This is a genomic window from Massilia sp. TWP1-3-3 (assembly GCF_049897805.1).
Taxonomy (GTDB): domain Bacteria; phylum Pseudomonadota; class Gammaproteobacteria; order Burkholderiales; family Burkholderiaceae_D; genus Telluria_A.
This window is the reverse complement of sequence record NZ_JAFCWX010000051.1, coordinates 1-19,935: the sequence shown is the minus strand read 5'-3', so window position 1 is coordinate 19,935 and position 19,935 is coordinate 1. Positions and strand designations below refer to the sequence as shown.

13 protein-coding genes are annotated in these 19,935 nt (G+C 61.5%); 9 read left to right on the top strand and 4 right to left on the bottom strand.

The window, feature by feature from the left end; genetic code table 11:
* Positions 1–194 precede the first annotated feature (194 nt).
* Positions 195–1,805, bottom strand: a complete 1,611-nt coding sequence (locus tag ACP7D4_RS26525; RefSeq protein WP_426212321.1) for a diguanylate cyclase — start codon at positions 1,803–1,805, stop codon at positions 195–197.
* A 415-nt stretch (positions 1,806–2,220) separates the two neighbouring features.
* On the opposite strand from ACP7D4_RS26525, the gene ACP7D4_RS26520 reads away from it, so the two are divergent.
* The 9 genes from ACP7D4_RS26520 (at position 2,221) to ACP7D4_RS26480 (ending at position 13,991) form a co-directional block, all read left to right on the top strand.
* Positions 2,221–3,816, top strand: coding sequence for a phospholipase D family protein (locus ACP7D4_RS26520; RefSeq protein WP_426102079.1), 1,596 nt, complete (start codon positions 2,221–2,223; stop codon positions 3,814–3,816).
* Between the two features lie 188 nt (positions 3,817–4,004).
* On the top strand, positions 4,005–5,729 hold the full coding sequence (locus ACP7D4_RS26515; RefSeq protein ID WP_426212319.1) for a hypothetical protein: 1,725 nt from the start codon (positions 4,005–4,007) through the stop codon (positions 5,727–5,729).
* Positions 5,730–5,897: 168 nt separating this feature from the next.
* Positions 5,898–7,928, top strand: a complete 2,031-nt coding sequence (locus ACP7D4_RS26510) for a diguanylate cyclase (RefSeq protein ID WP_426212317.1) — start codon at positions 5,898–5,900, stop codon at positions 7,926–7,928.
* Between the two features lie 240 nt (positions 7,929–8,168).
* Complete coding sequence (locus ACP7D4_RS26505) at positions 8,169–8,369, top strand: hypothetical protein (protein WP_426212315.1); 201 nt, start codon at positions 8,169–8,171, stop codon at positions 8,367–8,369.
* Between the two features lie 312 nt (positions 8,370–8,681).
* Positions 8,682–9,551, top strand: coding sequence for a cysteine hydrolase (locus ACP7D4_RS26500; protein ID WP_426212314.1), 870 nt, complete (start codon positions 8,682–8,684; stop codon positions 9,549–9,551).
* A 21-nt stretch (positions 9,552–9,572) separates the two neighbouring features.
* Positions 9,573–10,784: a nicotinate phosphoribosyltransferase gene (pncB, locus tag ACP7D4_RS26495; protein ID WP_426212313.1), complete on the top strand. Its 1,212-nt coding sequence runs from the start codon at positions 9,573–9,575 to the stop codon at positions 10,782–10,784.
* Positions 10,778–12,460, top strand: coding sequence for an NAD+ synthase (locus ACP7D4_RS26490; protein ID WP_426212312.1), 1,683 nt, complete (start codon positions 10,778–10,780; stop codon positions 12,458–12,460). Before pncB ends, ACP7D4_RS26490 begins: the two co-directional genes overlap by 7 nt.
* 14 nt (positions 12,461–12,474) lie before the next feature.
* On the top strand, positions 12,475–13,512 hold the full coding sequence (locus tag ACP7D4_RS26485; protein WP_426212310.1) for a bifunctional nicotinamide-nucleotide adenylyltransferase/Nudix hydroxylase: 1,038 nt from the start codon (positions 12,475–12,477) through the stop codon (positions 13,510–13,512).
* Between the two features lie 251 nt (positions 13,513–13,763).
* Complete coding sequence (locus tag ACP7D4_RS26480; RefSeq protein WP_426212308.1) at positions 13,764–13,991, top strand: hypothetical protein; 228 nt, start codon at positions 13,764–13,766, stop codon at positions 13,989–13,991.
* A gap of 166 nt (positions 13,992–14,157) precedes the next feature.
* On the opposite strand, the gene ACP7D4_RS26475 is transcribed toward ACP7D4_RS26480, so the two are convergent.
* The 3 genes from ACP7D4_RS26475 to ACP7D4_RS26465 form a co-directional block, all read right to left on the bottom strand.
* Positions 14,158–15,009: a hypothetical protein gene (locus tag ACP7D4_RS26475; protein ID WP_426212306.1), complete on the bottom strand. Its 852-nt coding sequence runs from the start codon at positions 15,007–15,009 to the stop codon at positions 14,158–14,160.
* 9 nt (positions 15,010–15,018) lie between these two features.
* Positions 15,019–17,070 carry a peptidoglycan DD-metalloendopeptidase family protein gene (locus ACP7D4_RS26470; RefSeq protein WP_426212305.1) on the bottom strand — a complete coding sequence of 684 codons (2,052 nt, stop codon included), beginning with the start codon at positions 17,068–17,070 and terminating at the stop codon, positions 15,019–15,021.
* 9 nt (positions 17,071–17,079) lie between these two features.
* Positions 17,080–19,935, bottom strand: a 2,856-nt coding sequence (locus ACP7D4_RS26465) for a type VI secretion system Vgr family protein (protein ID WP_426212304.1), incomplete at its 5' end; no start/stop codon positions are given.

The window sequence follows — 19,935 nt, the reverse complement described above, 5'->3', positions numbered from 1 at the left end:
ACATAATATGGCACCGAAACCGTATATATGGACCGCGAAAGCGACCGACATTCTTGCCAAAGTCACGCGCGCTCGTGCCAAACTTAATAAGCTTCAATCTGTTTGACGCACTACACTAGCAACAGGCGTTAACGCCGGTGGCAGTGCCGGCGCTGGCAGTACCAGTGTTGCTACTACCGGTGCTGCCCGTGCCCTTACTTGTTCACCACCAGCGACAGCCGCTTTCCGCCCGCTGGCGGTATCGTGCCTTCGGCGCGAATCCGGTTGCGCCCACTCGTCTTGGCAAGGTACAGGGCGCGGTCCGCGGCGTCGACCAGTTCGGCGGCTGTCATGCCCTCCACCGGCACCAGCGCATGGACGCCGCAGCTGACCGTGACGCAGTGCGAGGAACCGGCCACATGCGTCATCTGATGCGTGGCCACGCGTTTGCGAATGGCTTCGGCCACGGCAATCGCGCCGCGCAGCCCTGTGTTGGGCAGCAGGATCGCAAACTCTTCGCCGCCCAGGCGCGCCGCCATGTCGTCGCTTCGGCGGCGACCGCCGCTGACGCAGCCGGCCACGGCTTTGAGGCATTCATCGCCGGCCGGGTGTCCGTAGCGGTCGTTGTACTTCTTAAAATGGTCGACGTCCAGCATGACCAGCGCCAGCGGCGCGCCTTCATCGAGCGCGCGATTGAATTCCCAGTTGAGCCGCACGTCAAACTGGCGCCGGTTGGCAATGCCCGTGAGCGCATCCTTGAAGGCTTGGCGCCGCAGTGAGCGGCTCTTTTTGACCAGCAGCTTTTGCAGGCTGCGCCTGTCTTTTTCCAGGCGGTCGCGCAGCGCGATCTGACCGTACAAGCGGATGCCAAGCCACAGTTGAATGAGCAGCAGCAGCGACACGCCGGCCGTGGACAGGTAGGCGCTGTCCCACCAGCTGGCCAGTACGTCGTCGGTCGGGCGGCTGAGCGCCACCATCAACGGGTAGCCGGCCACGCGCCGATAGCTGTACATAATGTCGCCGCCCTGCGCCGCGGCCCCCACGCTCAGGATGGCGTCGCCCGGTTCGCCTTTTTGCTGGCGCCACAGCACGAACGCGGGATTGGCGCGCATGTCCTTGCCTACGTCCAGGTCGTTCTGGGGGCGCGAGAGTACCATTGGACCCGATTCAAGCGCCACCAGCATGTTGCCCCGGGCGCCGATGTCAACTTGGCCGGGAAAGTCGCGCAGCGAGGCGATCCGGATCGTCGCCATCGCCATGCCGCCAAAGCTACCGTCACGCAATGTCAGGCGGCGTGACAGCGGCAATATCCAAGCGCCATTGCCGGGCGCGCGCGCCGGCGCCCCGATGAACAGCGCGTCGTCAGCCATTGCGCCGTGGTGCGCGAGGTGCTCGCGCACGATTTCTGTGGCGTCTGGGTTGGCCGACCCTGGATTGGCCAACCCTGGAACGAGGGCGCCCTTGGCGTCGTACAGCGCGAGCGCCTGCAGCAGGGGCGCGCGCCGGGTGCGTTCGGCCAGATAGCGCGTGAGTGACTCCGTATCGCTCAGCTCGGCCTGCAGGTGCATGCGCTCCACCAGGTCGCTCAGGATGCCGTCTGCCAAGTCGAGGCCGTGGCCGACATGGTCGCCCAGCGCTTGGGTGATGTTGGCCGCGGAAAGCGTAGCAGCCTGGAGCTGGACCTTGCGCGCCTTGTACACGCTCCAGCCCTGCATGCCGCCGAGCGAGAGGCAGACGAGCGAAAAGAACACGATCGCCACCAGCGTGACCGGACGTTTTTGGTGATCAAGCTGCGAGAGCGAGGCAAGGATCTGGGCTGGCTTCATGTATGTTGCGGGCAAGGGGGGGGCGGCAGAAGCGCAGGGAGCGCAAGGACTGATCAAGCAAGCCGGGGCGCAATGTGAGCAGTATTTTAGACGATATTATCTGAATCACAAGTGGAGGCGGTTGTTTCCACACGTTATTTTTTTCCATCCACACCTGCGCGCGCCGGCACACGAGGCAGCGGGAAGAGCGCTTCACGCGCGCGACATCGACGGCAATGCCGGCGCGTTTCCAACAATCGCCCGGGCACTTTGGTGGGGGCAATGCGCAGCCCTTAGTTTGCGTTTATCCTCGCAGCGAAAGACTTGCTTTTGCGGTATAAATCATTAACATAAACAGTTGTCATTTGTTAATATTATTGAATCATGCAGAAGGCGGGCAAGGCTTGCACAATGCGTTCAACTTGTAGGCGGAGCAATGGATCAGCAACACGAAGATGGCTTGACGACGCGACCGGCCACATCCCGCGCCCGGCTCCCCGCCATGGCAATGGCCGCAGCCGGATGCTGCGCCGTGCTGGCCGGCTGTACGGCGCTGCCCTCGCTCGATGGGCGCGTGGCCTCGCGCGCGCTGGCGCACGACGACAACACGCGCATCGGGCGCGCGATCGCCCCGCGCGCGGCCGGGCACAGCGCTCTGAGCGGTGTGAATGTGCTGCTCGACGGGCGCGACGCATTTGCGGCGCGCATCATGATGGCCGATGCGGCCGAGCGCAGCCTCGACGTCCAGTATTACATTTGGCGCAACGACACGACCGGCATGCTGATGCTGCGCGCACTGCGCGCCGCCGCCGAGCGCGGGGTGCGGGTGCGCCTGCTGCTGGACGATAACAATACCGCCGGCCTGGACACGGCGCTCGCCGTGCTCGACGCCCATCCGAACATCGAAGTGCGCCTGTTCAATCCCTACGTGCTGCGCGGCGCGCGCACGCTGGGTCTGCTGGCCGACTTCAAGCGCCTGAACCAGCGCATGCACAACAAGTCGTTCACGGCAGACGGCCAGGCCACCGTCGTGGGCGGGCGCAATGTGGGCGACGAATACTTCGACGCCACCGGCCAGGTGCTGTTCGCCGACCTCGACATCCTGGCCGTCGGTGCGGTGGTGACGGCGGTGGAGAAGGACTTCGACCGCTACTGGAACAGCCGCTCGGCCTATCCCGCGGCCACCTTGCTCACGCCAGTCGCGCCGGAAGCGGCGGCCGCTTTGCACGCGCGCTACGAGCGCGCCGCCGCCGAGCCGGTCGCGCGCGCCTATCTCGACGCGATGCGCGCGTCCACCTTTGCGGCCGAACTGACGCAGCAGACGCTGCCGCTCGAATGGGTGCCTGTGGAACTGGTCAGCGACGACCCCGAAAAGGTGCTGGGCGGCGCGCCCGAAGCGGGCTTGGCCTACCAGCTGCCGGCCAAGTTCGGCGAGCCGGCGCGCCAGGTCGACCTGGTGTCGCCGTACTTTGTGCCGGGTGCGAACTGGGCGGCGCGCTTCGAGCTGCTGGCGCAAAACGGTGTCAAGGTGCGCATTCTGACCAACTCGCTGGAAGCGACCGATGTCAAGGCGGTGCACGCGGGCTATGCGCGCTGGCGCAAGCAGCTGGTCGCCTCGGGCGTCACGCTGCTCGAACTGAAACGCACCTGGCCGCGCAAGGGTGAGCCCAAGCGCGGCGGCGGCCCGGGCGGCAGTTCCGGCTCCAGCCTGCACGCCAAGACCTTTGCCGTGGACCAGTCGCGCATGTTCGTCGGCTCGTTCAATTTCGATCCGCGCTCGGCCGATCTGAACACCGAGATGGGCTTCGTGATCGACAGTGCGGCGATGGCGCAGCGCATGTCGGCAGTGCTGGACAAGCAGATCCTGGCACTCGCCTACGAGGTCAAGCTCACGCCCCAAGGCCAGCTGCGCTGGCTCGAGCGCAGTTCCGCCGGGGTCCAGACCTGGCACGAGACCGAGCCCGGGGCCACCCTGTGGCAGCGCGGCAGCGTGCAGCTGATGTCGCTGCTGCCGATCGACTGGCTGCTGTAGGGCGGCGGCGCGACAGGATACGCAGTAAATGCGTTACGATTGCGCACCGAACCTGAAAGGACAGCGATGCAGCCGAGATCTCCACGACGCAGGGCAGCGCCGGGCGCCGCGTTCCCGTGCGCCCCCATGGCGCGCTGCACTTGCTTTGCCATCTTTTACAGTACCTGCCCGGCCAGAGCGCTGCCGCTGTGAACGGCGTTCTGAGCACCTCACTGCGCTTCCTGGTGCGCGGCGCCCTGTCGTTCTGCCTGATCGTGACGGTGCTGCTGGCGGGCCGCTACATCGTCAGCGAGTGGCGCGCCTTTGATGCGGCCCGGCGCGACCTGGCGCTGCTAGCCGGCGGCGAACAGCACCTGGGCGGCGAGCGCACACAGCTCAAGTTAGCATCGATGGCGCGCGTCAAGCGTCTCGGGCAGGCGTCGGCCGAGGCGCTCGACGCCCATATCGATGCGCTGGGCAAGCAGATTACCGCGCTCTCGGCCAAGCCGGAGGCGCAAGCACTATCGTTCGGCCTGCCCGACAGCGGCCAGCTGATGCAGGGCCTGGTGGCCAAGTCGCGCCGCATGCTGGAAATTGAACTGTTGTCGCAGGAGCGCGACTACCTGGTGGCGCTGCGCGCGGCAGCGCGCGCCGGCGTGGACCGGGACGCAGCCATGCAAGCGCTGGCACGGCTGCACGCGGCCCACGTAGCCGCCTATGATGCGCTCAACGACAACTTGCGCGCACAAAGCCGGATCCGCGTCAACAGCCTGTGGCGCTCCTACCTGCCGGGCACGGTGGAGTTTGGCATGCGCGACCGGCTGGTGCAGGAGGAGGCCGAACTGGTGCGCGCCAATAACGCCGCCGCCAGCGCGGTGGCCTTGCAGCAAAATGCGCTCAGCATCATCGGCGCGCCCAGGGCAAGCTTGCAATTCATTGTCAACGATGCGCGCCTGGACGCGGCGATGGGCCAGTTGCGCGGGGCGATCTCGGTCGGCGAGGCTTACGCCAGTGACAACTGGGCGGGGAGAATGGCCGAGTCGGTGCGCGAAGTGGCGCCCACCGCCGGCGCGATTTTGCTCTCGCTGATGCTGGTGCCGGTTGCCATCAAGGTCGTCTTTTATTACCTGCTGGCGCCGCTGGCCGAGCGCCTGGCGCCGTTTTACGTGGACCGTCACGCCAGCGGCCTGCTGGAGATCCACGCAGCGGGAGGCAGGCGCGCCACGGCCCTGGGCAACAGCTCGGCGCCGTCGGCCGTCGTTACGCTGCGCGAGGGCGACGAAATGCTGATCCAGTCGGCCTGCATCCAGAGCGCCGCGGTGACGGTGGCGTCCAGCACGCGCTGGATGCTGGACTGGACCAACCCGTTTACCTGCCTGGCGGCGGGGCTGTTCGCGCTGACCCGCATCGTCAGCACGCAGCCGGCGGCGATCGTGGTTTCGCCCGCGCGCGACCCGCTGGCGGAAATCGCGCTGCTCACTTTGCCCGAAGGCTCGTCGATGGTGTTCCAGCCGCGCGCGCTGGTGGGCGTCATCCACCGGCTCGACCAGCCGCTGCACATGAAGCGCTACTGGCGCCTCGGGAGCCTGCACGCGTGGCTCACGCTGCAGCTGCGCTACCTGGTTTTCAGCGGGCCGGTGACGCTGATCGTCAAGGGTTGCCGCGGGGTGCGGGTGGACGCGGTGGACCATGGCCGCGTGATCAGCCAGGCGGCCACGCTGGGGTTTAGCACCAGCACCGCGTATTCCACCAGCCGCTGCCAGACCTTCCTGCCGTACCTGCTCGGCCGCGCACCGCTGCTGAACGACCGTTTCGATGGCGAGGTGGGCTTTTGCGTGTACGAAGAAGCGCTGCCGGCCGATGCCAGGAAGGGCGTATTTGGGCGGGGGCTGGAAGGCTTGACCGATTCGGTGCTCAAGGTGTTCGGGGTGTAGGCGCCGCATGCGCAGCTCGGCAAGAGAATCAACAATACGCCGTTTGCCTGCTGCTGAGTTGTCGCGCATGCAACGCACGTCACGTTGCTGATTGACACCAGATTATGCGGCAAGGATACTGCTCGTTCATCCTGCGCGGGCAACCCGCTTTGCGCTACCAGGGCCGCCATGACAAAGTTCAACCCGCTGTTGTTTGCCTTGCTCTTCATAACAGTGCCCGCCATTGCTGCGCCCAACGCCATCAACGAGGTATTGGAGCGACAGCGCCAGCACGGCTTTATTTCGCCGAGCTTGGCTGTCGAGGCACTCACGGCGGTGCGCGGCGACCTTGCCGGCGCGCCAGTTGAGCTGCGCATGCGCTATCACAATCAGCTCGCCTTGCTCTACATTGGGGCCGAAAATGCGGCGCTGGTCAAGGTCGAGCTCGATGAACTGGAGCGGATGGCAACGGATGAAAAGTGCGTGCCCTGCGGCCAGTACAAAACGGTCCGCCAGGCGCAACAGGCTATCCGCGGGCAAGATACGGCCGCCTCGCAAGCACTGGTGGGCAAGCTTGAAGCGATCGCGAGCGCAGATGCCAATCTGATGCAAGCAGTGCACTACGTGCGTGCCGGTCACTACGACACGGTCGGGCTGCATGCGCGCGCCATCGAAGAAGCTTTGGTCGCATCGCAACTGGCCATGAGCACGGCCAACCCGGCCGAGCAGGTTCGTACGCTCAACGTGCTCATGCTTGCCAACATCGGCCGGCGCGACCTGGTGCGCGCGGAAAGTCTGTCGAAAGAAGCCTTCGCGCTGGCCGAACGGATTGGATACGTCTACATGATGGCTTACATCCGTGCCAACGGCGCCTGGATCCATTCGCTCAAGGGCGAGCATGCGAAGCAGTTGCAAGCGCTGAACGATGTGCTGAAAATTACCCGCGAGCATCCCGGACTGGGCGACTCCGAGCTGGTCGCGCTGGTTAATTTGGCGGAGTATCACTACGAGCAGAAATCGTACAAGCAGGCAGTGCAGCTGGCCACGCAAGCGATCGCCCTGGCCGACCAGCAGGGCAAGCCGGTGGCCAAAGGCGTGGTGATGATTTCGCTGGGGCAGTCCCAGATCGAACTTGGCGAGAGCGACAAGGGCGTGCAATCCTTGCAAACCGCGCTGGTCTTGCTGAACAAGGCGGGCGCCAAGAGTTACGTCATGGATGCCACCCGAGGCTTGGCCGACGGCTACGAGCGTGCCGGAAGGCATAAGGACGCGCTGGCGACCTTGCACGCCTACGTCAAACTGAAGGACGAAGCAACGCTGCGCGAGCGCGAAAAAGCCATCGCCGAAGCCCAGGAGAAATTTTCTGGCGAGCGCAAGGACAATGAAATCTTGCGCCTGTCGCTCGAAAGCCGCGGTCGCCAGGCCGAGGTCGACGCGCGCGTCTGGCAACAGCGGCTGTGGGCGACGGCAGCGCTGGCGCTGGCGCTCGGTGGCGCATTGCTGATGTTGATGATCAAGCGTTCCCGGGCGCGCAACCGTGTGTTGGAAGACAGCAATGCAGTGCTCAGCGACCAGTCGGTGCATGATCCGCTCACGGGCGCCTTTAACCGGCGCCACTGTGTGACCTTGATGAGCCAGCATGAGGCGCTGCTGGCCAGCAAGTCGCGCGACCGCAACTATAGCGCCGGGGTGGGGTTAATGCTGCTCGACGTCGATCATTTCAAGCACATCAACGATACGTTCGGGCACGCTGCCGGCGACGCGGTGCTGGTCGAGATCGCGCAGCGACTGCTGGGGCTGGTGCGCCAGCATGACGTGGTGGTGCGTTGGGGTGGCGAAGAATTTGTACTGGTGTTGCCGGGAACATCGGCCGAAGGCATGGCGGTGCTGGCGGAACGCGTTTTGCAGGTCATCGGCAGCGCACCGGTCGTGGCCGAGGGCAAGTCGATCCCCGTAACGGTCTCAGCGGGTGGCGTGTCGTATCCCTTGCTGCCGGGGCAACCGTGGCAAGACGCGCTCAAGGTAGCTGACGTGGCCATGTACATGGCCAAGGAGAGCGGAAGAAACCTCGCGATTTGCCTGATAACCATTGCTTCGGACACGGCGATGACGACGCTGGTCGACGATCTCGCCGGTGCTGTGGCAGCAGGAAAGGTGCTTGCCAAAGTGATCGCTGGCCCCGTGGCGCAGGTGGATCACGGCATGCAAGTGTCGATCTGATGGGGAGTGGCGAAGTGCGCCAGCTGTTGCTCGGCGCTGCCGTATATGTGGTCGGCCGAACATACGGTAATCAATTCTTTGGACATACTGATGCTATTGAACACTGAATGAACTTGCCATGAAAACTTTTTGCACCAAATCCCTCGTTGTCGTCGTTGTCGCCATCGCCACAGTCCGCAGCTATGTCGCTTTGGCCATGCATACACGTGTGTTGCCAAGGAACCTTGCGTGAGGACTGCCATGAAAATGTCCAACAGCACGTCCCACAGCACGTTTAGCAGCACGTCAAGCTCCCGTCTGGACCGCGAAGTCGAGCGCGAGCGCGATGAGCGCCACAAGAATGACGACGCCAGGTCCGGCATTGGTGCCGAGGAAGATTACCGCATGAAGGATGCCCGCGAAAGCACCAGCTCAAGCTACTTTAGCCGCATCAGCCGCTGACCTTATTGGCGTCGTTTCAGCGCGATCATGCGTTGCTGACAGCGACTTTCAGACAATAAGCGTGCGCCGGTCAATCCGCGCACGTGGCCTCAAGGCATTCCTCAACCGGTCCTAGCTGTCCATCTCGATGAACTTGCGGCAAAAGCTCACTTGTTGAGCGGTTCCCACGCAGCGTTTATTTTTCCGTTCGTGCACAGGGACCCTCGGGCAAACATGCTTCATGGTCCTGTTTTGAAACTTTGTCGCATACTTAGTTGCAAAAACAAAATAAGTGGTTTATGCTTGTCCTACGGTTTCTAAAAGGACAAGGCCATGAAGCGCAAATTGCATCTCCTCATTATCGATCCGCAGAACGACTTCTGCGATTTGCCGAAGGAATACTTGCCGTCAAGCGCAGGGGCGGGGGGAAACGTGGCCCCCGCGTTGCCGGTACCCGGCGCCCACGCCGACATGCTTCGGCTTGCCGAGGTCATCAACCGCGGCAGCGCGGGCTTGTCGGGCATCAGCGTCACGCTCGACTCGCACCACCGCATCGACGTCGCGCATCCCACGTTCTGGATGGACTCGGCCAAGGGACCGGTCAATCCGTTCACCCAGATTACCAAGGCTGAAGTGGTGCAAGGCAAATACTCGCCGCGTGACGGCGCCGCCTTGCCGCGGGTAATGGCCTACCTCGACGCGCTCGAGTCCGCTGGCCGCTACAACCTGATGGTCTGGCCCACGCACTGCGAAATGGGTTCGTGGGGGCATAACGTGCACGCCGACGTGCGCGCCGCCTATAACCGCTGGGAGGAAAGTACGCTCGGGATCGTAAACAAGATTTCCAAGGGTACCAACCCGTTCACGGAACACTATTCGGCCATCCAGGCCGAAGTGCCCGACGCCGCCGACGACAGCACCCAGATGAATTACGAGTTTATCGATATGCTCAGCGATGCCGACCAGGTGTATATCACCGGCGAAGCGGGCAGCCACTGCGTCAAGGCCACCACCGAGCATATTGTCGAGAATTGGGACCAAGCCCAACTGGGCAAGCTGGTGCTGGTTACCGACTGCATGAGTTCAGTCACCGGTTTCGACGAACAGTATCAAGGTTTTATTCGCGCCATGCGCGAACGGGGCGTGCAGATCGCCCAGGCCAGCGATGTGGTGGCCGAACTGATCGAAAACGCCAAGCGTTAATCCAACATGACAAACACCACAATGACCCCCATCGTCCGCAGCCTGCTTGAAACCGACTTATATAAATTCACGATGTGGCAAGCCTTGCTGCACGGGCATCCGTCCGCGCAGGCCGAATATGCTTTTGTGTGCCGCAATGAACCTGCCTATCCGCTGTCGGAACTAAAGGCCGATGTCGAGCGCGAACTCGATCATTTGTGCAGTCTGGCCTTTTCGCTCGACGAAATCGGCTACCTGCGTTCGCTGCGCTTCATTAAAAGCGACTTCGCCGACTTCCTGACGGTGTTCCGTTTTCAGCGCCGCTTTGTCAGCGTCGAGACCGAAGGCGAGACCTTGCGCATTCGCGCAGTCGGGCCGCAAGTGCACGTGATGGGATTTGAAATTTACGTGCTCTATATCGTCAACGAGCTGTATTTCCGGCGCTTTGACCAGGCCAGCGCATTGGCCGAAGGCCGCAAGCGCCTCGCTGCCAAGCTTGACCTGCTGCGCGCGTTTTCCGAAGAACCATCGTCGCGCCATCCCTTCGAGTTTTTCGATTTCGGCGTACGGCGCCGGTTTTCGGGCGCCTGGCATGAAGAAGTCGTCGCCACGCTGGCGCGCGAAGTGCCGCAGTATTTCAAGGGCACCTCCAACGTCTACCTGGCCATGAAATACAAACTGGTGCCGATCGGGACCATGGCGCATGAATATTTGCAAAGCTTCCAATCCTTTGGCGTGCGCCTGCGCGACTTTCAAAAAGCGGCGCTGGAAGAATGGGTGCAGGAATACCGCGGCGATCTGGGTACGGCGCTGACGGACGTGGTGGGCATGGATGCCTTTTTGGCCGATTTTGATTTGTATTTCGCCAAGCTCTTTGACGGCCTGCGCCACGATTCGGGCGACCCGGTGATCTGGGGCGAGAAAGCGCTGGCGCACTATGCCAAATTGCGCCTTGACGCGCATACGCGGCGCCTGGTGTTTTCGGACGGCCTGGATTTGCCGACGGCTTTTTCGCTGTACCGCCATTTTGCGGACCGCACCATGACCGGCTTTGGCATCGGCACCAATTTGTCGAATGATGTCGGCGTCAAACCGCTCAATATTGTTATGAAGCTGATGAGCTGTAACGGCCAGCCGGTCGCCAAGCTGTCCGATTCTCCTGGCAAAACGCTGTGCAAGGACGAGACCTTTCTCGCCTACTTGCGCCAGGTATTCCATCACGAGTCGGGCCGGGAAGAGGGCGCGTCATGCTAAAACTTGCGCTGGCCCAGCTCAATCCCACCGTTGGCGACTTTGAAGGCAATACTGCGGCGATTGTCGACGCCATGCAACAGGGGGCCGACGCGCTGGCCGACCTGGTGGTGTTTACCGAATTGTCCCTGTGCGGCTACTATCCGGGGGATTTGCTTGAAGACGACATGTTCCTGCTACAGGCCGAGCGTGCCTTGACGGCGGTGCTGGACGCTACGCGCCGCTTCCCGCAACTGGTCGCCATCGTCGGCACCGTGCGCCGCAATACGGGGCCGGGCAAGCCGCTGTTCAATGCCTTGCTGGCGCTGCGCAACGGCGAGATCGTGGCCGAATATTACAAGCAGTTGCTGCCCACCTATGGCATTTTCGACGAGCGGCGCCATTTCGAGCCGGGGCCGGAAGGCGCTTGCATGCTCGGCGTGGCCGGATACCGGGTGGGATTTTTGATATGCGAAGATGGCTGGAACAACGACGGGCGCGATTACACCGTCAACCCGTTTGCCGCGCTGCGCGCCGGGGCGCCCGATATTGTCGTCAGTATTAACGCCAGCCCGTCCAATATCGGCAAGCGCGAACAGCGCCACGCACTGTTTGCCGCGGCGGCGGTGCAGAACAATCTGCCGATCGTCTATGTCAACCAGGTCGGCGGACAAGACCAGCTGGTGTTCGACGGCGCCTCGTTTGCCGTGTCGCCATCGCAGGGCCTGGCCTTTGAAGCACCGGCTTTCGTCGAACACTTTCAGGTGATTGATTTTGAAGCCGGTAAAATTGTTGGCGCCGCGCCGGTCGCGCACAGTGCGGGCGTTGCCGATTTTACGCGGCGCCAGATTGTGCTCGGCCTGCAGGACTATGCACGGCGCTGCGGCTTTAAAAAGGCGGTGGTCGGTTCTTCCGGCGGGATTGATTCGGCATTGACGCTGGCGCTGGCGGTCGAAGCGCTTGGCAAGGACAATGTCGTCGCCATCACCATGCCGTCGGCTTTTTCCAGTGAAGGCTCGGTCAGCGATTCGGTGGCGCTGTGCGCGAACCTTGGCATTGCCTTGTACACGCATCCAATCGTCGACCTGGTGGGTGAATACGGCAGCGGCTTTGAAAGCGCCTTCGATTCGCCACTCAAAGGGCTGACGCTGGAAAACCTGCAGGCGCGCATACGCGGTACGATTTTGATGGCGTATTCGAATGCATCTGGCGCCTTATTGCTCACGACCGGCAACAAGAGCGAAATATCGGTCGGCTATTGCACCTTGTACGGCGACACCAACGGCGGGCTGGGATTGATCGGCGACTTGTACAAGACCGAAGTGTATGCCTTGTCGCGCCATATCAATGAGCATGCAGGACGCGAGATCATTCCTGAAGCGGTGCTGACCAAGCCGCCGTCCGCCGAGTTGGCGCCGGGACAGCAAGATACCGACAGCCTGCCGCCGTACGAGGTGCTTGACGAGATCCTCAAGTGGCACATTGAAGGCCATCGCCTGCCGCCAAAGGAAGCGCAATCGGCCGGGGCATTTGTCGACCAGCTGGGCGCTGACAGCAATGGTGCGGCGCTGCTGCGGCGCATACTGAGCATGGTCTCGCGCAACGAATATAAACGGCGCCAGGCGCCACCGATTATCCGCGTGCGTGCGCGCGCATTTGGCAGCGGCCGGCAAATGCCGATCGCGGCAAAGTACTCATGAAAGAGAGCTAGACAATGGATGTAGCAGTTCTTATCGGGCGCTTCCAGCCTTTTCACCGCGGCCATGCGGGATTGCTGCAAACTGCGCTGGCAACCGCGCCGACAGTTGTGATCGTTCTTGGTTCGTCCTTCCACGCGCGCAATGCAAAAAATCCGTTCACGTGGCAGGAACGCGCATCGATGATAGGCGCTAGCCTGAGTCACGCGGACCGCGAGCGCGTTTCCTTTGTCGCCGTGCGCGATTATTACGACGATAATCGCTGGGCCGAGGAAGTGCGCAAGGCAGTTGCCGCGCATGCGCAGGCTAACGCTTCCACCCAGGTGGCTTTGGTGGGGCATTTCAAGGATGCTTCCAGCTATTACCTGAACCATTTTCCCCAATGGCAGATGGTGACCAGAGAGGCCAGCAGCACGATCGACGCGACCGATGTGCGGCGCGTTTATTTTGAAGCCGAGGACCTCGATGTATCGTTGAACGTACTCGACGAAGTCGTCCCGGTCGCGATTCGGCAATACCTGAAATCCTGGTCGTCATTGCCGTTTTACGCCGGGTTGGCCGAGGAGCACCGCTTTGTCTGCAAATACAAGGCGGCATGGAGCAAGGCCCCGTATGCGCCCATATTTTCGACGGTGGATGCCGTGGTCACGTGCGCCGACCATGTGCTTTTGATTAAGCGCGGTGGCTTTCCGGGAAAGGGGCAGTGGGCCGTTCCGGGTGGTTTTGTCGAGCAGCGCGAACGGCTCTTGCAGTCGGCGATTCGCGAGTTGGGCGAAGAAACCAAGTTGGCCGTCCTTGAATCAACGCTGGAGGGCGCGCTGGTCGACGTACGCGTGTTCGATCACCCCGATCGCAGCCAGCGCGGGCGCACGATCACGCATGCGCATTACTTCAAGCTGATGAGCGATTCGCTGCCGAGCGTGGAAGCAGCGGACGACGCTGCATTGGTGGAATGGGTGCCAATCGCCGAGCTGAAAGGGATGGAGGAGCAGTTTTACGAAGATCACTTTCACATACTTGATTACTTCCTGCACCTGAGCGAGGCGCCGCGATAATCGTATGCGTGGTTGGTCTGGGGGGCATTTTTGGTGTTGGTGGCGCGAGCATACGATACAATCCTGCCTTGTGTTCCAGGTTCACGATTCGTCCAGGATAGTCAGCGACGTGATACGTAATTCCGGGGCATAAGGCCCGGAATGTATCGCAACGGGCTGAAACGACACTGATCGCCAACTGTGCTTGCCGGACCGTTTGAACAGGACCGGCGACACGCAATCATCTTACTTATCCCGAGCAGACCGAAACAATGACAATTTTTACCGCATCCGTATTTGACGCCACCGTGATTTTCGAAGGCAATGAACTTTTCAAGGGCCAGGGATCGGCCAGCATGTGGGCTGAAAAGCTCGCCGCCGAGTTGAAATCGGCAGTGACCGTGCAAAAGATCGGTACTGGCTGGGTGTTGTGCGGCACCTCGGATGGTGTCGATTGCAAATGGGGCATTCACGGTCAGCGTCTCATGCGCATTAACTGACAGCGGTCACAGAGCGCTGTTGATGACCCCTGCTGTCACGTTATCTTTTAATTGCAGGTAGGGGCAAACGGATGATTTTGCATCGTCGCAAACACGCCGAGAGCCTGCCTGACCGCCATGTTGAAGCATCGGCATCGCTACCGATTCCCCGGGCGCTGCAAGAAACTTATTTGTTGTTTGGCAACGCGTAAAGAATCAAGCCTTGGCATGCCTCGCTGTCCACCTGCTCCTGCTTAGGCAAACTGAGGTCCCTGCATTGCAGATAATTCTTTCCCGATTTCGGATCGTGCGCGACCGTATAGCTGTTGTTGATGGTGGTGTTGACACCCGCCGGGCTGCCTGGAAACACGCCGGTCCACTGGAAGCTGTAGCCATTTTTCTCGACCTTTACGTCAGGTATTGGCTCTGCATAGGGAAACTTTTCGCCTTTGCCCGCTGTCGCGAACCAGATCGATTTTGTCGTGCCGGTCTGCGCATCGTAGAGAATATACTCGGACGACATGGAGGACCGATTGACCTTGTACTCGAAGGCTGGGCAATTCATGCCGATGAGCGCATGGCGTTCCGACGCAGAAATCACTCTGAAGTTATATTTTGGACACATTGCGCCGGGTTCGCCCGGCGCTGCGGCGATCTTGAAGCCATGTGACTTCCCCGGTTTTTCAAAATAAAGTATGCCCAGCTTGGGGGCCAACCGCATGGCCAGTCCCGACGCTTTGACAAGCGCTACCTGCAGGTCATCGGGGCGTGTGGAATCGGAATAAATCGGCGTTGACCATCGCTGGCGGTCGCTGCCGGCTTCTGAAATGCCCTTGCGCCGCGCCCTGTCTTGCTCGACAAGGATCATTTGCGTATCCTCAGAACCAATTTTCGAGCACGCGTCGCCACTGGCGCATTCCGCAGCCGCAGCACTTGGTCTTGCTTGTGGCTTGGCCACCTTGGCAATTGCGGTAGCGTCAGTCGCGTTGCACGCTGTGGTTGACAGGCAGAGAAGCAACAAGGATGTGATATTTTTCATGGCAGTAAGCTAGTCATTCGTACAGTTGTGAAGGAATGGAAGTGGATCGAGCCGGTTTCCCAGACCTTTGCCCGCTTTTCCTTGCGGTTTCTTACGCACTTCGAAGTGAAGGTGTGCCCCTTTAGAGACTTTCTTCATGCTCGACGCATTGCCAGTACAGCCCGTTTTCCCGATGACCGTACCTGCAGTAACGAACGTGTTGTGTGCAGCCGATCTTTCGCTCAAGTGCGCGTAAAAACAGCCGATTTTTTGTTCTCCCGGATTCAAGAGTTGGCATTGTTGGAACTGGTGCGGGGCCAGATCGTGAATGCCGACTTCCAGGATGATCGCCGTACCATAGTCGCCGCCAGGCATTGCGCAGTGAATGATCCTGCCGTCGGCAACGGCGCGGATGTCCGTGCCAGGTTCGGCGACCAAATCGAGGCCTTGGTGGTGACTCGTTTTTCCTTTGTAGTGGCGCTCGCCATTAAACATGGCGGACTTGATGGTCGCCATACCGACGGTGCGAATGGTACAAGTGGCCAAGGGGTCGAACCAGATGCTGTCGTTACCCACAGTCGCAGCCTGTGCAGGTGCTACTGGCGCCGTCGATGTCGGGGCGGGCGCCGATGTTGCAATCGGTATCGCCGCAGCAGGTTTTGGCGCCGGCTTGGCCACGGCTGGCGGTGTCGCCTGGGCCGGGGCAGGATGTGACGGGGAGGCGTGTGCAGCCGGTGCGGTGGCATGCCGTGCGCGTGTGCGCGGCGCCGGCTTTGGGACTGCGGCGAGCTGGTTAATGGTCGACAAGATTGCTTCGATCCCGCGTGGTGCCTTGGCGAATTTCTGCGTGTCTTGAACCAGGAATGCACCTACATTAATCTTGCTGTCTATGTAGCCGTAGAGCCAGCCTTTGTAGGCATTCAGTACGTTGTCGTCGTAGCGTTTGATCAAGGCGTCCACACGGTCCATGTCTCCACCGAGCTGAAGTGCCAGTACGGATCGCGCTTGCGATTCCGTCAGGGCTGGATGAAGTCCCACCAAGCGTCCAACGCCCTTCAGGCCATCGTGGTGCAGCAGGTACGCCAATTTCGCCTTATCTTCCGGGAGCAGTCCATCGATATCGCGTTCTACCGCCTTTCCAAAGTTCTTTAGATTTTCGGCCGCGAATGTCGCTCCGGCATCGATCGCATAGCGCGCATCGAGTCGCTTGCGCAGCAGGTCGGTGGGACTAAGGCTTTGGCACTCGGCATGAATTAGCGACGTGCTGCATTTAAATACGTCCTTCCACGCGGCAGGAAAAAATTGACACAAGCCCTGGGCGCGGTCAGGATGGCCCGCATTGGAGTTTGCCTGCCAAGTCCCTTGCACGGAGCGCGCTTCGGCATTGATCAGCGCCGCCAGGCTTTGCGGGGTTAGTCCGTGTTTTTTTGCCGCGGCAATGATATGGGCGCGATAAGGTTCGTTGCCACTGGAGAGGCGGAGGTTTTGTTCGGTATATATGGTAGCCAAGGCGTGAATCGGCTTACCTGCCTCCGCGCGCGTCTGTTCAACGGCAATCGTGCCGCCAGTCTGCTGCGCATTGTGGGTGGTTGCTGTTTTCACAGCTGCCGTTGTGCTCGCCGGCGGCCCTGCCTTCGGCTGCAAATTGCCCTTAATCGCGACTGTGCGCGAATCAACGGCCACGTTCCACTTGCCCAATGGGAGAGTCGGACGGTCCACGACCGGGACCATTTTTTTCGTCAGGTCCTCGATCCAGATCTTCAGGCCCTGCGCGTGATCGTTGATCGTCAGTGAGAGAATGCCCAGCTCGTCAAGCACATGGTCAACCACAGTGCCGTCATGTTCCACCTTGACTTTTTTCGGCGTGAACGCCTTGTGGTCGAGACCACCGAATTTGATTGCCAGGAAAGTATCGGGGACTGCTTCGCCCTTGTCGGGGATAACCAGGATCTGACCGATCCTCAGCAAGTGTACCTGTTTGCCCTTGAGGTGGTTGGCACGCGCGAGCTCATCGACCGTCCTGCCATACCGTCGACCAATTCTCCACAAGGTTTCAGTCGGCTTGACTTTGTGAGTTTGCATTGTTGTTCCTTAAATATTTTCCGCTGCGCGATCTTCAACCAGCTCGCCTGCGTCCGCGTATGGTTCCGGTTCCTCGTCCGCATCCTTAATTTCGGTAAAGTGAGCTGTCCAACCCTCATACCCAACAAGTGCCTGATAAGGCTGGTTATGGTCGGCCACATATTCGCTCGTGATGCCGCTGGCGGCCACCGGCCGCTTGGCCAGCTCGGTGCCGGCTTTGGGATCGAAATAAGTAACAAGCGCATCTGCCAGCACGGCGCCCTCGGCACTGTGCGCCAGTACACTGATCACGTGCGGACCTTTTTTGAGCTCTTCCGTGGGCTTGATCGACTTGAGTTGCGTAATCTGACCCGGCAACACGGCCGCTTTCGAGGCGCCCGCATCGAACAGGTGCTGGCCACCCTTGACCGTGAAGTTGCCCGGGCAAGAAAAGGTGATGTTGCCACCTTCCAGCGTGATCGAAGACTGCCCGGCCTGAAGCACAATCTTCTCCTTGGCCTTGATCTCGATGCAGTCGTTGACGGAGATGATTGTGATCGCCTTGTCTGCCAGGATCTCCAACGCATCGCTTTGCGCGTCGATCGACACCGGCCCGTTGCCGGCAATCGCCTGGATCCCGCCCGCGTGCGTGAATAAATTCACCGCGTTCGCCGCCACCGCCGACACCGTGTGCGCGGCCGTCATGTGCAAGTCCGAGCGGGTCGTCCACTGCAAATGCTCGCCTGCATACACCACTGTCGACGCCGGCGTGGCCCAGTTGATGCTGGCTGGCGCGTCCATCAGCACGATCGGCTTGCCGAACTTTTCCACCGGCAGCTCGCTATCGAGCTCGCGCTCGCCTGGCTTGGCCTTGCTAGCATCCTGCCCGCCAACCGCGCCCTCATGCTTGCCCTTGGCCTTGGGATCAATCTGTTCGATAAATGCTTCATGCGCCTTGGCCGCTTCCTTGCTGAACAAGGCAGCCTGCTCGCTGGCGGTGTCGCCCAGCAGTTTGCCCAGATCGTGCGCGCTGTGGAACTGCGACAGCGCCTGCTCGGTATCGAGCTGGGTCGAGGTCACGCCGCTGCCTTGCTGCGCGCGCGCCGTGGTCGACAACAGCACGCCTTCGCCGCCGCGCACTACGCCCCAGGCGTCGGTGCGCAGCTCAAAGCCGCTGCCCCGGTACGCACCGCGCTGGGCGGAGGAGGGCTGCTGGGCGATCAGGTAACCCAAATTGAGCTGGGTCGCCGCCGTGCTGGTTGCCAGCCGCGTGCGCACCTGGCCCGGCGTGTCGTCCAGCTGCCACTGATTGAACCCGGCGCCGTCAAAATTATGGCTGTGGATACCAGACAGCACGCCCGCGTGGTTGGCGCCCGAATCGACGCCGGCCGCGAACGGCGGCGCGTCCGCGCCGGTATAAAGTTGGGCCACCACCAGCGGGCGGTCCATGGCGCCTTCAATAAAGTCGACCAGCACTTCGGTGCCGATGCGCGGGGTGAACTGCGAACCCCAGTTGGGGCCGGCCAGCGCTTCGGCCACGCGCACCCAGGTGCCGGACGTTTCGTCGCCCGGCGCATTGCCCTTGCTGTCGGTGTTGTGGCCCATGCCGCCGGCGTTGGCGCCCTGGCCGCGCTGCCAGGCAAACTGCACCCGGACCTGATGGTCGCGCACTGTCGTTGAAATGGCGTCGCCCAGTCCCACCACCAGCGCCGTTTGGGGGCCGAGCGCGGTGCTGGTGTGCGGGTCTGCCATCATGCGCGGCACGATCGCCACCACATCGCGCACGCAGGCAAAGGTATTGCGGTAGGTGCCCGCTTCGACGCCCGTATCGGCCGCACCTTTTACCTGCGACTGAAAATTATTGCGCGCTTCATGGCGGACCGAGAGGACAGTGAACGCAGCGTCCGGATAGCGCTCGTGCTGGCTCAGCGTAAAGGCGTGGCCGGCAGCCAGGCGGCGCACTGCACCGGCGCCTTCGAACACCTTGTTCTCCAGTTCCAGGGCCTGCAGCATCAAGGCGCTGTGCGGGTCGGCCGCGCCGCTGTCGCTGGCAATACGCTCGCCACTGCCGTCATAGATCGCCAGCGCAGGCAGTTCGCCAGCGTCAAGGCTGGACTGCTGTTGCGCTGCGGGGGCCACCAGCTGCAATGGATCCCAGCTGCTGATGCTGACCGCATTGGCCTGCATTTGGCGCCGCGCGCTGAATTTGTCGATTGCGTCGTCGGTGTCTGTGGCGCGCACGCCGTGAAAGCGGATGGTGTCGCCGCCGGGTGTGGCCGGCGCTTTCGCCTTGCTGTCGAAGATGACCAGCTTGTGCTTGGCTTGGCCGTCGCCGGCCGCGTCGTCGTCGCCTGCCTGGTCATGCTCGAAGCGCCAGTTCAAGCCCTCCGAGGCCAGCAGGCGCGTGATGAATTCCAGGTCGCTCTCACGGTACTGGGTGCAGATTTCCCGCTGCGCCAAAGCCTGCGTGACGTCAAATTCAAAGCGGACCTGCGGATAGTCGGCCAGCAGTTCGGTGATGATCTCTTGCGCGTTCTTGTCCTGGAAAATATAGCTGTCGCGGCGATGGCGCAGCAGCGAAAAGGCCGGTTCCAGACGCAGCCGATAGCGCGCCACGCCGCCGTCGGCGCCGAGCCATGAGGCCTGCGTGCACAGGCCGTGCCACGCGCGCCGGCTGCCGTTTGGCTGCAGCAGGGAGATGGTGAGTTCGTCGCCAATGAACAGGTCAAGCTCAAGATCGGTCGACACGCTCAGTGCATCGACATCGAAGGCGAACAATTCATTGACCGCTTCGCGGCCGCTAAATTTTTCGGCCATCAGCGATTCAGGCAAGGCGCGGTCCTGCGCGCTGGCCAGCGCGACCAGGCGTGCATGCTGGCTTAGCCC

Coding starts and splice junctions, on each gene's coding strand:
- ACP7D4_RS26525 (WP_426212321.1), bottom strand. CDS start 1,805: ATGAAGCCAGCCCAGATCCTTGCCTCGCTCTCGCAGCTTGATCACCAA.
- ACP7D4_RS26520 (WP_426102079.1), top strand. CDS start 2,221: ATGGATCAGCAACACGAAGATGGCTTGACGACGCGACCGGCCACATCC.
- ACP7D4_RS26510 (WP_426212317.1), top strand. CDS start 5,898: ATGACAAAGTTCAACCCGCTGTTGTTTGCCTTGCTCTTCATAACAGTG.
- ACP7D4_RS26505 (WP_426212315.1), top strand. CDS start 8,169: ATGAAAATGTCCAACAGCACGTCCCACAGCACGTTTAGCAGCACGTCA.
- ACP7D4_RS26500 (WP_426212314.1), top strand. CDS start 8,682: ATGAAGCGCAAATTGCATCTCCTCATTATCGATCCGCAGAACGACTTC.
- pncB (WP_426212313.1), top strand. CDS start 9,573: ATGACCCCCATCGTCCGCAGCCTGCTTGAAACCGACTTATATAAATTC.
- ACP7D4_RS26490 (WP_426212312.1), top strand. CDS start 10,778: ATGCTAAAACTTGCGCTGGCCCAGCTCAATCCCACCGTTGGCGACTTT.
- ACP7D4_RS26485 (WP_426212310.1), top strand. CDS start 12,475: ATGGATGTAGCAGTTCTTATCGGGCGCTTCCAGCCTTTTCACCGCGGC.
- ACP7D4_RS26480 (WP_426212308.1), top strand. CDS start 13,764: ATGACAATTTTTACCGCATCCGTATTTGACGCCACCGTGATTTTCGAA.
- ACP7D4_RS26475 (WP_426212306.1), bottom strand. CDS start 15,009: ATGAAAAATATCACATCCTTGTTGCTTCTCTGCCTGTCAACCACAGCG.
- ACP7D4_RS26470 (WP_426212305.1), bottom strand. CDS start 17,070: ATGCAAACTCACAAAGTCAAGCCGACTGAAACCTTGTGGAGAATTGGT.